12 protein-coding genes are annotated in these 13,584 nt (G+C 55.9%); all 12 read left to right on the top strand.

The window, feature by feature from the left end:
- The first annotated feature begins 182 nt into the window (after positions 1–182).
- The 12 genes from P0G09_RS07605 to P0G09_RS07550 all read left to right on the top strand — a co-directional run bounded on the left by P0G09_RS07605 (position 183) and on the right by P0G09_RS07550 (position 13,555).
- Positions 183–386: a 4Fe-4S binding protein gene (locus P0G09_RS07605; RefSeq protein ID WP_005946404.1), complete on the top strand. Its 204-nt coding sequence runs from the start codon at positions 183–185 to the stop codon at positions 384–386.
- Positions 383–958 carry a 4Fe-4S binding protein gene (locus P0G09_RS07600; RefSeq protein ID WP_097771464.1) on the top strand — a complete coding sequence of 192 codons (576 nt, stop codon included), beginning with the start codon at positions 383–385 and terminating at the stop codon, positions 956–958. The genes P0G09_RS07605 and P0G09_RS07600 overlap by 4 nt, the downstream gene beginning before the upstream one ends.
- A gap of 28 nt (positions 959–986) precedes the next feature.
- The gene (trxA, locus tag P0G09_RS07595) at positions 987–1,307 is read left to right on the top strand and encodes a thioredoxin (RefSeq protein WP_275252348.1); all 321 of its coding nucleotides are present in this window, start codon (positions 987–989) and stop codon (positions 1,305–1,307) included.
- A complete protein-coding gene (locus tag P0G09_RS07590) occupies positions 1,304–2,998 on the top strand; it encodes an FAD-dependent oxidoreductase (RefSeq protein ID WP_275252347.1) in 1,695 nt (564 codons plus the stop codon). The genes trxA and P0G09_RS07590 overlap by 4 nt, the downstream gene beginning before the upstream one ends.
- Positions 2,995–3,666, top strand: a complete 672-nt coding sequence (locus P0G09_RS07585; RefSeq protein WP_097782393.1) for a GTP pyrophosphokinase family protein — start codon at positions 2,995–2,997, stop codon at positions 3,664–3,666. Before P0G09_RS07590 ends, P0G09_RS07585 begins: the two co-directional genes overlap by 4 nt.
- Positions 3,667–4,008: 342 nt before the next feature.
- Positions 4,009–4,440, top strand: a complete 432-nt coding sequence (locus tag P0G09_RS07580; protein ID WP_156059769.1) for an Rrf2 family transcriptional regulator — start codon at positions 4,009–4,011, stop codon at positions 4,438–4,440.
- Positions 4,441–4,462: 22 nt separating this feature from the next.
- Positions 4,463–6,376, top strand: a complete 1,914-nt coding sequence (locus P0G09_RS07575; protein WP_005946387.1) for an acyl-CoA dehydrogenase family protein — start codon at positions 4,463–4,465, stop codon at positions 6,374–6,376.
- A 23-nt stretch (positions 6,377–6,399) separates the two neighbouring features.
- Positions 6,400–7,611 carry an FprA family A-type flavoprotein gene (locus tag P0G09_RS07570; protein WP_005946385.1) on the top strand — a complete coding sequence of 404 codons (1,212 nt, stop codon included), beginning with the start codon at positions 6,400–6,402 and terminating at the stop codon, positions 7,609–7,611.
- 165 nt (positions 7,612–7,776) lie between these two features.
- Complete coding sequence (locus tag P0G09_RS07565) at positions 7,777–10,293, top strand: ribonucleoside-diphosphate reductase subunit alpha (protein WP_275252346.1); 2,517 nt, start codon at positions 7,777–7,779, stop codon at positions 10,291–10,293.
- Between the two features lie 10 nt (positions 10,294–10,303).
- Positions 10,304–11,347, top strand: a complete 1,044-nt coding sequence (locus tag P0G09_RS07560) for a ribonucleotide-diphosphate reductase subunit beta (protein ID WP_117530191.1) — start codon at positions 10,304–10,306, stop codon at positions 11,345–11,347.
- Between the two features lie 34 nt (positions 11,348–11,381).
- Positions 11,382–12,245, top strand: a complete 864-nt coding sequence (locus P0G09_RS07555) for a nitroreductase family protein (protein ID WP_117528185.1) — start codon at positions 11,382–11,384, stop codon at positions 12,243–12,245.
- Positions 12,246–12,373: 128 nt separating this feature from the next.
- Positions 12,374–13,555 (top strand): MBL fold metallo-hydrolase, encoded by a 1,182-nt coding sequence (locus tag P0G09_RS07550; protein WP_275252345.1) that lies wholly within the window; start codon positions 12,374–12,376, stop codon positions 13,553–13,555.
- Positions 13,556–13,584 lie beyond the last annotated feature (29 nt).

The raw sequence follows: 13,584 nt of genomic DNA, 5'->3' as shown, positions 1-13,584 counted from the left end.
GTCAGCACCATCAGAAAAGGACTCAAGCGCACCGGCGGGTACTGCCCCTGCCGCAGGGAGCGCACAGAGGCAACCAAATGTATGTGCCAGGAGTTCAAGAATCCAATTGCAGATCCGCGCTTCGAGGGGGCTGCCACTGTATGCTCTATTACAAATCCTTGTAGGATTAAGGGAGGAAAGCTATGCTGTCAAAGAAACTGGCTGCTATAGATAAGACGCGGTGTGTCGCCTGTGGTGTGTGTGAAAATACCTGTCCACTGGGGGCCGTCAAGGTGCGCCGTGGCTGCTACGCCGCCGTGGAGGCGGAACGCTGCGTAGGCTGCGGCAAGTGCGCAAAGCTCTGTCCCGTCGGCTGCATTGAGGTGAAAGTGAGGGCTGACGCATGAAAGCAAAGCATTGGTACGATTACCTGTGGGTATATGCCATCATCTATTTTGCACTGGGCTTTTTCAATATCCTGTTCGCGTGGCTGGGTATGATCGATTTTCTTCTGCCGCTGCTTTTAGCCATCTTTGGCGGGAACAAATTCTTTTGCAACCACCTCTGCGGACGGGGTCAACTGTTCAGCAAGTTGGGGACAGACCTTAAATGCTCCCGCTGCAAGCCCACGCCCCGCTGGATGTCCTCCAAGTGGTTCCGTTATGCCTTTTTGCTCTTTTTCCTGACGATGTTCGGCAACATGGTGTTCCAGACCTATCTGGTCGCTGCTGGTGCTACGTCCCTGCGGGAGGCCATTAAGCTGTTCTGGACATTCCGTGTGCCATGGGGCTGGACTTATACAGCCGGTACAGTCGCTGATTGGATGGCGCAGTTCAGCTTTGGATTTTATAGCCTCATGCTGACCTCTCTGCTGCTGGGTCTGATCGTTATGGTGCTCTACAAGCCCCGCACATGGTGTGCGTTTTGTCCGATGGGAACCATGACGCAGGGTATTTGCAAGCTGAAAAACAAAGAATAAACAAAGATAACAGAACGGAGCCTTTCTCATGGCTGAACTGAAAATTACTGCTGCGAATTTTGAAAATGAGGTACTGCATTCCGACAAGCCCGTCCTGCTGGATTTCTATGCGGACTGGTGCGGACCGTGCAAAATGCTCTCTCCCGTACTGCATGAGCTCGCCGAAGAAAAAAGCGGTACGCTCAAGGTGGGCAAGGTCAATGTGGACGAGCAGATGGAGCTGGCGATGCGTTTTCAGGTATCCAGCATCCCGATGCTGGCCGTATTCAAGGATGGAAAGGCCATTACCAAATCGGTCGGCTATCGGCCTAAGTTGGAGATTGCCGCAATGGTGGAGGGCGTAAGATGAAAGTTGTGATCGTAGGCGGTGTGGCGGGCGGTGCTTCTGCCGCTGCCCGCATCCGCCGTTTGGATGAACACGCCCAGATCATCATGATCGAGCGCAGCGGCTATGTGTCCTATGCCAACTGCGGTCTGCCGTATTATGTGGGCGGTGTGATCAAGGAGCAAGAAGAACTGACACTGCAAACTCCGGAGAGCTTCTGGGACCGCTTTCGCATTGATGTGCGGGTACGGCAGGAAGTAACTGCGATCAATCCCACAGAGAAAACCGTCACCGTTCATGCATTGGATAGTGGAAAGGTCTACACGGAAACCTATGACAAACTGCTCCTCGCACCCGGCGCAAAGCCGACGGTTCCTGCGCTTTCCGGCGTCAGCAGTGAGCGTGTTTTCACGCTGCGCACCGTGGAGGATACCCTCCGCATTAGGCACTTTGTAGAGGATCAGAAGCCGAAAAGCGCTGTTTTGGCTGGCGGCGGCTTTATCGGTCTGGAAATGGCGGAAAACCTTACAGAAATGGGTGTTTCTGTCACCATCGTTCAGCGACCCAATCAGCTATTAGCACCACTGGATGCGGACATGGCGAGCTTTGTCCATGCGGAAATGCGCAGACACGGCGTGACTCTGCGGTTGGGTGAAACCGTCACCGGATTCCGGCAGGACGGAGATTCCGTGCTGACGCTGCTGGAGGAAAGTGAGCCGCTGCGCTCCGACATGGTGCTGCTGGCCATCGGCGTCACGCCGGACACCCTTCTGGCAAAAGAGGCCGGACTTGAGCTGGGCATCCGGGGCAGCATCGCTGTCAACGAGCGGATGGAAACCTCCGTGCCGGACATCTATGCTGTGGGCGATGCCGTAGAGGTCACCCATTTTGTAACCGGGCAGAAAGCGTTGATTTCGCTGGCGGGACCCGCCAACAAGCAGGGACGCATTGCCGCTGACAATATCTGCGGCGGCAACAGCCACTTTACTGGCTCTCAGGGTTCGTCTGTTCTGAAACTGTTTGGCTTGACAGCGGCCTCCACGGGTATCAATGAAAAGGCAGCGCAGGCAGCAGGAATCGCTTACGACAAAGTCGTACTTTTCCCGGCATCCCACGCTGCCTATTACCCCGGCGCACAGTCTATGGCAATGAAGGTACTGTATGAAAAGGAAAGCCTGCGGCTGCTGGGTGCGCAGATCGTTGGCGGCGAGGGCGTGGACAAGCGTATTGATGTACTGGCAACGGCCATTCGCGCAAAAATGAAAGCCTTGGAACTGACGGAACTTGACCTTTCCTATGCGCCGCCCTATTCCTCTGCCAAGGATCCGGTCAATATGGCCGGTTTTATGATCGAGGATTTGGAGAGCTGGAAAGTGCAGCAGTTCCATTGGAATGATGTTGAGGACTTGCCCTGCGATGGCAGTGCGACGCTGCTGGACGTCCGTACGGAAGGCGAATATCGGCGTGGGCACTTGAATGGATTCCGCAATATTCCACTGGACGATCTGCGGGAGCACTTGGACGAGTTAGAGCGGGACAAGCCTATCTATGTGAATTGCCAGACTGGGCTTCGCAGTTATCTGGCCTGTCGGCTTTTGACGCAGTATGGTTTCAGCTGTTCCCATCTCTCCGGCGGATACAGTTTTTATCAGGTCGTAACACAAGAGCAGCAGACAGCGCGGAGCGCCTATCCCTGCGGAATGGAGAAACTATGAGTGAGAATTTATTTGGCTTGACGGTTGCGGCAGATAAAGGCTTAGATGATCTGCAGTGCCAGCGCCTTTTAAGCGAAAATCGCAGGTATCAGGAAGTCATGCTGCAATACCGATGTGCGCTGAAAGCACTGGAAAGCAGGTTGGAAATTCTAAACGAAGAGTTTTCATTGCAGCATGATCGCAATCCGATAGAAAGTATGAAAAGTCGCTTGAAGTCGCCGTCCAGCATTATGAATAAGATGCAGAAGCGCGGACTTTCTCTGGATTTTCCGACCATGCAGGCAAATATCATGGATATTGCCGGTGTGCGGGTGATCTGCTCTTTCGAGGAGGATGTGTTCTTTTTGGCAAAGTGCTTAAAAGATCAGTCTGACATTGAAATCATCACGGAGAAAGATTATATTTCACACCCTAAGCCAAATGGCTATCGCAGTCTGCACCTGACGATCCGGCTGCCGGTATTCTTTGCGGAAAAAGAGATCCATGTGCCAGTGGAGATACAACTCCGTACAATCGCTATGGACTTCTGGGCAAGCCTTGAGCATACCATCCGCTACAAGAAAAACTTGCCGATAAATGCTGAAGTCGAAACTGAATTGAAAGAGTGCGCCGATTCCAGCAGAGAATGGGACAGAAAAATGGAACATCTACTGCACATCTTAACATAGTGCGCTGGATATAAAATGAAAAGCACGCACTTTGGTGCTTGCCTTGGACTTGCCAGGAACCGCCTTATCCGCCTTGGATGGACGACCCCTGCGAGCCCCAATCAATTCCTCCGCTTTCTGGTTTTCAGGCATAGTCTTTTCTGCTTTTGGCGGACTGCCACGGCACAGCTTTTTCGGCTTCTATAATTGTAAGGAACATGGCTTTTCGCTGAATTGAAAGCGAAGCTGACCCGGTCTGGGGCGGTCTGTAATAAAGCGATATTTTTTTTGAAACTATCTTGACAAAATTTATCAAGATTGATATTATGGTATTAACAAGCAAGCGAAAAGAGGATGTGGAGCATGATCATCACCAAAGAGACGGACTACGCGCTGCGCATTTTGCGGGTGCTGATGGACGGGGAGAAGCATTCGGTGGCCGAGATGTCGGAAACTGAATTGATCCCCAATCAGTTTGCCTACCAGATTCTGCGCAAGCTCTCCGCCGGCAATTTGGTGCGGGTGAGCCGCGGCGCTCTCGGCGGCTGCGCGCTGTCCTGCGATCTGGACGCGACCTCTCTCTACGATCTCATGGGGGTCGTGGGGGAGCGGGGCATCCTGTGCGCCTGCATGGAGCCGGGATATGAATGCCACTGGCAGGACAAGCATGGGCGGTGCGCCATCCACTGTCAGCTGGCGGCCTTGCAGAAAAAGCAGGACGAGGCGTTCCGTGCCGTGAGCCTGCGCAGGCTGCTGACCGGCGGATCCGATCCCCAAGATACAAGTGAGCTGTAAAATTTTAAAAGGAGGTACCCGTATGCTGTTTCAAACCACGTCGGCGCACGAAGAGCTGCGCGCGAAGATCCGGAGTTTTGCGGAGGAGGAGATCAAGCCCCTCGCATTTTTAATGGATCAGAACAATGAGTTTCCCGAGGAGGCTGTCAAGAAGCTGGGTAAGCTGGGCTGGATGGGCATTCCCTACCCCAAGGAGTACGGTGGTGCCGGTCTTGATGCTCTGAGCTACGCCATCGCGGTGGAGGAGCTAGCCCGTGTGGACGGCGGCACGGGCGTAATCCTCTCCGCCCACGTCTCCCTCGGCTCATGGCCCATTTTCGCCTATGGCACCGAGGAGCAGAAGAAGAAATATCTGGTTCCGCTGGCCAAGGGCGAGAAGATCGGTGCCTTCGGCCTTACGGAGACCAACGCCGGATCCGACGCCGGCGGCACGGAGACCACGGCGCTGGATAAGGGGGACTACTACCTCCTCAACGGCGGCAAGATCTTCATTACCAACGCCCCTAAGGCGGACACCTATGTGGTTTTCGCCGTCACCACGCCGGACATCGGCACCCGGGGCATCTCCGCTTTCATCGTGGAGAAGGGCTGGAAGGGCTTTGAGTTCGGCGACCACTATGACAAGATGGGTATTCGCTCCTCCTCCACGGCGGAGCTGATCTTCAACAACGTGAAGGTTCCCAAGGAAAACCTATTGGGCAAGGAGGGCGAGGGCTTCAAGATTGCCATGTCCACGCTGGACGGCGGACGCATCGGCATCGCCGCGCAGGCGCTGGGCATCGCCCAGGGCGCGTTTGAGCACGCGTTGAGCTATTCCAAGGAGCGCGTCCAGTTCGGCAAGCCCATCGCGGCCCAGCAGAGCATCGCCTTCAAGCTGGCGGATATGGCAACCAAGCTGCGCTGCGCCCGGTTCCTCATCTACTCCGCGGCGGAGCTGAAGGAGCAGCACGCGCCTTACGGCATGGAGTCCGCCATGGCGAAGATGTACGCCTCGGACATCGCGCTGGAGGTCACCAACGATGCCTTGCAGATCCACGGCGGCAGCGGCTACCTCAAGGGCATGGAGGTGGAACGGGCCTACCGCGACGCCAAGATCACCACCCTCTACGAGGGCACTAACGAGATCCAGCGGGTGGTCATCGCCTCTCATCTGTTGGGCAGGCTGGGCAAGAGCTCCGGCGGCGAGAGCCGTTCGGCGGCCAAGAAACCCGCGCCCATCACCGGCATTCGCAAAAAGACCATCTTCCGGGAGGGGGATGCTGCCCAGCAGGTGGCCGACCTTGTGGCGGCGCTGAAGAAGGATGGTCACGACTTCTCCGTGGGCATCCCTATGGATACGCCCATCCCGCAGGCGGAGCGGGTGGTCTCCGCGGGCAAGGGCATCGGGGAGAAAAAGAACATGAAACTGGTAGAGTCGCTGGCCAAGGCCGCCGGCGCGGCCATCGGTTCTTCCCGCCCTGTGGCGGAGACTCTCAAATATCTGCCGCTGAACCGCTATGTGGGTATGTCCGGTCAGAAGTTCACCGGCAATCTGTACATCGCCTGCGGCATCTCCGGCGCATCCCAGCACCTTAAGGGCATCAAGGACGCCTCCACCATCGTGGCCATCAATAAGAACGGTAACGCGCCTATCTTCAAGAACTGCGACTACGGCATCGTGGGCGATGTGGAGGAGATCCTGCCCCTGCTCACTGCCGCGCTGGATAGCGGCGAAAAGCTGCCCGCGCCGCCCATGGTAAAGATGAAGCGGCCCACGCCACCGAAGCCCGCCCCCATCGGCGACCGCTACGTCTGCAGCGGCTGCGGCTACGAGTATGTGCCGGAGTTGGGCGACGAGGACGGCGAAATCGCGCCCGGTACGCTCTTTGAGCAGCTTCCCGCCGAGTGGGTGTGTCCCGAGTGCGCGGAGACGAAGGATCAATTTGTAAAGGCTTGAGGCCGTGAAGGAGGCAAGATAAGATGTATTGCGTGCGTAAAGTAACGAACGACCTCTACTGGGTGGGCGCCAACGACCATCGCCTGGCCCTGTTTGAAAACTGCTTTCCCATTCCCCGGGGCGTAAGCTACAACGCCTACTGCCTGCTGGATGAAAAGACGGTGCTCTTTGACACGGTGGACTGGTCTGCCTGCCGCCAGCTTTTGGAAAATCTGGCGTATGTGCTGGATGGCCGCGAGCTGGACTACCTGCTGGTCAACCATCTGGAGCCGGATCACGCTGCCTGCATCGAGGAGATCCTGCTACGCCATCCCAAGGTGAAACTGATCTCCAACGAGAAGGCATTCATGCTCATGCGGCAGTTCGGCTTCCATGTGGACGGACATGAGTGCATCGAGGTGAAGGAGGGCGACACCTTCTCCTTCGGCAAGCACACCGTCACCTTTGTGGGCGCGCCTATGGTTCACTGGCCGGAGGCCATGGTGACCCTCGACGTCACCGACGGCGTCCTTTTTTCCGCCGACGCCTTCGGCACCTTCGGCGCGCTGGACGGCAAGCTGTTCGCCGACGAGGTGGACTTCGAGCGGGACTGGCTGGACGACGCCCGCCGTTACCTCACCAACATCGTGGGCAAGTACGGCCCCCACATCCAGCTCCTGCTGAAAAAGGCCGGCGGCGTTTTGGATCAGATCAAGTACATCTGCCCGCTCCACGGCCCCGTGTGGCGCAAGGATCTGGGCTGGTTCATCGAAAAGTACGACACATGGAGCCGCTATGCCCCTGAGACCCAGGGCGTGCTCATCGTCTACGCCTCTATGTACGGCAACACGGAGAACGCGGCGCAGGCGCTGGCGACGTCGCTCTGCGATAAGGGCATGAGCAAGGTGGCGATGTACGATGTGTCCTCCACTCATGTCTCCCAGCTGATCTCCGAGGCGTTTAAGTACAGTCACATTGTCCTGGCCTCTGTGACCTACAACCTCGGCATCTACCCTGCCATGCATGACTTCCTCATGGATATGAAGGCACTGAATCTGCAAAACCGCACCTTTGCCATCATTGAAAACGGCTCATGGGCGGTGAAGTCCGGTGACCTCATGCAGAAATTCGTCAACAATGAGCTTAAGAACATGACGGTGCTCAACGAGCGGCTCAGCCTCGCCTCGTCCATGGGCACGGACAAGCGCACTGAGCTGGAAGCACTGGCGGACGCCATTCTGGAATCTATGAAGTAACTGGCAGGAAAGCCAAAACCAAGACAACAGACAACAAACAGCCCCGCCGCGTCGGCAGCAGAAAAACCGGCTTTCAAAAACAGAGCGGGCAAGCGTGATACTGCGCTTGCCCGCTCTTTGCCCAAAAGGACATGAGAAGTGACCGGAGAAGATGAGAGGATCGAAATGGAGATCAGAAAACGAAACGGGGAGTCTGTTCCCTTTCAACAGGAGAAAATTTTCAACGCCATGAAAAAGGCGTTTGACGGACAGGGCAAGGAGATCGGGAGCAGAGAGATGGATGAGATCCTCGCCACCGTTCTCAACAATCTCTCCGTCACAGTGCCGCTCACCGTAGAACGTGTGCAGGACGAGGTGGAGCGAACGCTCATGGAGCGCGGACACTATGAGGTGGCCAAGGCGTACATCCTCTACCGCGAAAAGCGGTCTGCGCTGCGCCGTGTCCGGCATATCATCGCGCGGACGGTGGGGGATGACTCGCTTGACGAGGTGCTGCGCCGCATCCAGACGGATTTTACCGAGGAAGTCTACTCCCTCGCGGCGCTTCAAATGAAGTTTGAGAGTTTCTGTCGTCTGGGCATGACGGAGGATGAGCGGGCTGAGGCACTGACCAAGGCGGCGGTAGAGCTGACTACGGCAGAGGCACCCAAGTGGGAGTTCATCGCGGCGCGGCTTCTGAACCACTCCTTTCGCTGTCGCAACGCACAGGAATGGGAGGGGCGCGGCGTCGGCGACCTCTATGGCAGGCTTCGCTATCTGACGGATAAGGGACTCTACGGTGACTATATCCTTGCCCACTATACCCACGAGGAGATTGCCATGGCGGAGGACTTTCTCTGCCCGGAACGGGACGAGCTATTCACCTACTCCGGCCTTGACCTGCTGCTCAAACGCTATGTGATCCAGTCATGCAGCCGCGTGCCGCTGGAAACACCGCAGGAGATGTTTTTGGGTATCGCGCTGCATCTTGCTATGAACGAAGGCTCTGACCGCATGGGGTGGGTAAAACGCTTTTACGATATGCTCAGCCGTATGGAGGTCACGATGGCGACACCTACCATGTCCAACGCACGAAAGCCCTACCATCAGCTTTCAAGCTGCTTTGTGGACACTGTGCCGGACAGTCTGGACGGCATCTACCGCTCGCTGGACAACTTCGCAAAGGTCTCTAAATTCGGCGGTGGAATGGGGATGTACTTCGGTAAGGTGCGCGCTGCAGGCAGCACCATCCGCGGCTTTCAAGGGGCGGCGGGCGGTGTTATCCGCTGGATTCGGCTGGTCAATGACACCGCCGTGGCGGTGGATCAGTTGGGGATGCGGCAGGGCGCTGTGGCGGTTTACTTAGACGCATGGCACCGGGATCTGCCGGAATTCCTTCAACTACGCACCAACAACGGCGACGACCGCATGAAGGCACATGATGTGTTTCCCGCCGTGTGCTATCCGGATCTCTTCTGGCGACTGGCGGAGGAGAACATAGACGCGCCGTGGCATCTCATGTGTCCGCATGAAATCCTCACGGTCAAGGGCTACGCACTGGAGGATTACTGGGGTACAGAATGGGAGAAGCGGTATCTGGACTGCGTCAATGACCCGCGCATCGAAAAGCGCAGCGTCACCGTCAAGGACATCGTGCGGCTGGTGCTTCGCTCGGCAGTGGAGACCGGCACACCCTTCGCTTTCAATCGAGACAGTGTAAATCATATGAACCCAAACGGCCACACGGGAATGATCTATTGCTCCAATCTCTGTACGGAGATCGCGCAGAACATGGCACCCATCGAGCACATCAGCACTGAGGTGCACACTGAGAACGGCGACACAATAGTGGTGACGGCCACACGCCCAGGTGAGTTTGTGGTCTGCAACCTGGCGAGTCTGTCTCTCGGTAATCTGCCGGTGGAGGACGAGGCCTATATGGAACGCACGGTGGAAACGGCCATCCGCGCACTGGATAATGTGATCGACCTCAACTTCTACCCGTTGGAATACGCGCGGCTTACCAATCAGAAGTACCGCAGCATCGGCCTGGGCGTCAGCGGCTACCACCACATGCTGGCAAAGCGCGGCATCCACTGGGAGAGCGATGAGCACCTTGCCTTCACCGACGCAGTGTTCGAGCTCATCAACTACGCCGCCGTCAAGGCGGACACAGCACTGGCACGGGAAAAGGGTCGTTACGCGCTCTTTGAGGGCAGCGACTGGCAGACGGGCGCGTATTTTGAAAAGCGGGGTTATACCTCCGAAAAGTGGCGGGCGCTTGCGAAAACGGTGGCGGTGCAGGGAATGCGCAACGCCTATCTGCTGGCGGTCGCACCGACCTCCAGCACATCTATCCTCTCCGGCACGTCGGCGGGCATAGATCCAATTATGAAGAAATTCTTTTTAGAGGAAAAAAAGGGCAGCATGCTGCCCCGCGTTGCTCCGGAGCTTTCTATGGATACATGGTGGTACTATAAGGCGGCGCATCTGATCAACCAAAGCTGGTCGGTACGCGCCGCGGGCCTTCGCCAGAGACATATTGACCAGGCGCAGAGCATGAATCTCTATATCACCAACGACTATTCCATGCGTCAGGTGCTCAGACTGTATTTGGAGGCGTGGAGGGCCGGCGTCAAGACCATTTACTATGTCCGCAGCAAGGCCCTTGAGGTCGAGGCCTGCGAAAGCTGCTCGTCATAAGGAGGATAGCATGACGGAACTGAAGAAAAAGCCCCTCTTTAACCCGGAGGGCGACCCTGATGTGCGCCTGCGGCGCATGATCGGCGGCAATACCACCAACCTCAATGACTTCAACAATATGAAGTACGCTTGGGTCAGCGACTGGTACCGGCAGGCCATGAACAACTTTTGGATTCCTGAGGAGATCAATCTCTCGCAGGATGTGAAGGACTATCCCCGCCTGCTGTCAGCCGAGCGCAGCGCCTACGATAAAATTCTGAGTTTTCTTGTCTTTTTGGATTCCATTCAGACAGCGAACCTGCCTAATATCGGCGCCTACATTACCGCCAACGAGGTCAATCTCTGCCTGTCCATTCAGGCGTTTCAGGAGTGTGTCCACTCACAGAGCTACAGCTATATGCTCGACACCATCTGTTCCCCCGTGGAGCGCAATGACATCCTCTACCAATGGAAAACGGACGAGCATCTGCTGCGCCGCAACACCTTCATTGGGGACTGCTACAACGCGTTTCAGGAGCGGAAGGACGCTCCTACGCTGCTGCGCGTGATGATGGCAAACTATATTTTGGAGGGCATCTATTTTTACAGCGGCTTTATGTTCTTCTACAATCTCTCCCGAAACGGGAAGATGCCCGGCTCGGCGCAGGAGATTCGCTACATAAACCGCGATGAGAACACGCACTTGTGGCTGTTCCGAAATATCATCACGGAGCTGCAAAAGGAGCAGCCGGAGTTGTTCACCGCCGAGAGCGTACAAGCGCTGCGCGAGATGATGCGTGAGGGCGTGGAGCAGGAGATCGCATGGGGGCATTATGTAATCGGCGACGACATCCCGGGGCTGAACCGGCAGATGATCAGCGATTACATCCGCTATCTCGGCAACCTCCGCTGGACGAGCCTTGGCTATCCCGCATTGTATCCAGGCTTTGAGAGCGAACCGGAGAGCATGGAATGGGTCAGCCAGTACGCCGACGCCAACATGGTCAAGACCGATTTCTTTGAGGCACGCAGTACCGCCTACGCCAAGAGCACCGCACTGATAGACGATTTATAAGAAAACCAAAGACATCAGAATAGGAGATATTACTATGAATTACAGCGCTATGATTCAAAATCGCAGATCCGTTCGCGCATTCCGCGAAAAGGAAGTTCCGAGCGAGGCTATCGGCCAGCTCCGATCCTACTATGAAAAGACCTGCCCCCGTCTTGTCCCGGAGATTGCAACGGAGTTGATCGTCTTGGACAAGGATGCACAGCCGGCGCTGGAGAGCTCAGCGGGCTATAATCAATTTCTCATCGGAGCACCGCACTACCTGCTCCTTATGTCTGCCCCGCATTCCTATGCGGCCATCAACGCCGGCTACATGATGGAAGATCTCGTCCTCAAGCTGACTGAGTTGGACATTGACACCTGCTGGATGACCTTCACCGACAGCGACAAAATCAAAAAGGCACTGTCTCTCGCCACCCCGTTAGAGGTGGCGGCAATCGTTGCCTTTGGCTACGGGGAAAAGACCGCAAAAAAGCTGCGGCTGAATATCCTAAGTATGTCTCAGATTGATGTGCGGGCCGAGCAGCAGTACTACGCGCCCAAAAAGGGCGTGCACGATTTGGTTCACATGGGGAGCTGGAGCAACAAGTCTGGGCTTGACGAGATGATGGACTTCTACGACGATATGCTCTGGCAGTCCATCTACGCCGCTTCGCTCTCCCCCAGCTATCTCAACCGTCAGCCCTATGGCTTCCTTGTGCAGGACCACAGCATCTATTTGGTGCAGCAGGAGGATGCCTACACCGATAATTTGGATGCCGCATTGGATCTCGGTATTGTCATGCTCCACTTCTCCGCCGTCGCCTCCCAGTGGGCGGGGCAGGTACGCTGGGAACTTTCACCTGCTGCGCCCGACGGCCTGCCGGAAGGACTTCGCTCCGCTGCGGTGTACCACATGTAACGACTCTGGGGGAAGCAAGGCAACGGTAAAATGCGCGACCGTCGATCCGCGGTTGAGCGTATGTTTCATTAGAAAAGAAGAATCTATCAGTCAGAGTCTGAGTAAGAAAAATAGGAGGTGTTTTTTATATGGCTATCCAAACGGTAACAGATGCCATCCGCTATGTAGGGGTGGATGATAACACATTGGCACTCTTTGAAAACCAGTACCCCGTCCAGCCTATGGGAGTGAGCTACAACTCCTATGTCATTCTGGATGAGAAGATCGCCGTGATGGACAGCGTGGACGCACGGGCAACGGAAGAATGGCTTTCCAATGTGGCGCGGGTGTTGGAGGGGCGCAGGCCCGACTATCTTGTGGTCACACACATGGAGCCGGATCATTCCGGCAGTCTCATGCGGCTGGCACAAAAGTACTCGGAGATGAAGATCGTGGGAAACGCGAAAACATTTACCCTGATCAAGCAGTTCTTCGGCACAGGTGCATTGTCGGAAGACCGTATGCTGGAGGTTGGCGAAAGAGATACGCTTTCCTTGGGTTTGCACCGGCTGCGCTTTCTGCTGGCGCCGATGGTACACTGGCCGGAGGTGATGACGGCGTATGAGGAAACGGAAAAAATCCTGTTCTCGGCGGATGCCTTCGGACGCTTTGGCTCACTGGAACGGACTGCCCGTGCCCCCTGGGTGCCGCAGGCCCGACGGTATTATTACAATATTATCGGGAAATATGGCGCACAGGTGCAGGCTCTGCTGAAAAAAATCTCCGCGCTGGAGATCAAAACGATCTGCCCGCTCCACGGTCCCGTGCTTACAGAAGGGCTGGAGGAGTGTCTGCGGCTCTATGATCTCTGGTCACAATGGGAACCAGAAGAATCGGAGAGCATACTGATTGCCCACGCATCCATCTATGGAAATACTGCCCATGCGGCGAAGACTCTCAAGGGTAAATTAGAGAAAAAAGGCGTACAGGTCAACATATGTGATCTCACTGTGACAGATCTTTCCTACGCTGTTGCCAGTGCGTTCTACTGCGGGAAGTTGGTTTTAGCCAGCGCCACCTATGACGGAGGACTGTTTCCGCCCATGAGGGAGTTTTTGGAACATTTACGGACAAAGGGATTCCGAAACCGCCGGGTTGGCCTTATTGAAGACGGCTCTTGGGCACCTGCTGCCGCGCGGCTGATGCGCACCAAATTGGAGGAGATGAAGGATATCCACCTTTACGAAACGGTAGTGTCTCTGCGTGGTGCATTGAACCAATCCAGCGAAGCGCAGATGGACGCTCTGGTGACTGAGCTCTGCGCAGAATAAGCTGCAACAAACCGCAGCTATTTTCGTAC

The sequence above is a fragment of the Faecalibacterium sp. DFI.5.82 genome, from assembly GCF_029076575.1.
Lineage (GTDB): Bacteria > Bacillota > Clostridia > Oscillospirales > Ruminococcaceae > Faecalibacterium > Faecalibacterium duncaniae.
This window is presented reverse-complemented; position numbering and strand designations above follow the sequence as displayed.

Bases quoted from the DNA above. Each gene is read 5' to 3' on its own strand.
- P0G09_RS07605 (WP_005946404.1), top strand. From the start codon at position 183: ATGCTGTCAAAGAAACTGGCTGCTATAGATAAGACGCGGTGTGTCGCC.
- P0G09_RS07600 (WP_097771464.1), top strand. From the start codon at position 383: ATGAAAGCAAAGCATTGGTACGATTACCTGTGGGTATATGCCATCATC.
- trxA (WP_275252348.1), top strand. From the start codon at position 987: ATGGCTGAACTGAAAATTACTGCTGCGAATTTTGAAAATGAGGTACTG.
- P0G09_RS07590 (WP_275252347.1), top strand. From the start codon at position 1,304: ATGAAAGTTGTGATCGTAGGCGGTGTGGCGGGCGGTGCTTCTGCCGCT.
- P0G09_RS07585 (WP_097782393.1), top strand. From the start codon at position 2,995: ATGAGTGAGAATTTATTTGGCTTGACGGTTGCGGCAGATAAAGGCTTA.
- P0G09_RS07580 (WP_156059769.1), top strand. From the start codon at position 4,009: ATGATCATCACCAAAGAGACGGACTACGCGCTGCGCATTTTGCGGGTG.
- P0G09_RS07575 (WP_005946387.1), top strand. From the start codon at position 4,463: ATGCTGTTTCAAACCACGTCGGCGCACGAAGAGCTGCGCGCGAAGATC.
- P0G09_RS07570 (WP_005946385.1), top strand. From the start codon at position 6,400: ATGTATTGCGTGCGTAAAGTAACGAACGACCTCTACTGGGTGGGCGCC.
- P0G09_RS07565 (WP_275252346.1), top strand. From the start codon at position 7,777: ATGGAGATCAGAAAACGAAACGGGGAGTCTGTTCCCTTTCAACAGGAG.
- P0G09_RS07560 (WP_117530191.1), top strand. From the start codon at position 10,304: ATGACGGAACTGAAGAAAAAGCCCCTCTTTAACCCGGAGGGCGACCCT.
- P0G09_RS07555 (WP_117528185.1), top strand. From the start codon at position 11,382: ATGAATTACAGCGCTATGATTCAAAATCGCAGATCCGTTCGCGCATTC.
- P0G09_RS07550 (WP_275252345.1), top strand. From the start codon at position 12,374: ATGGCTATCCAAACGGTAACAGATGCCATCCGCTATGTAGGGGTGGAT.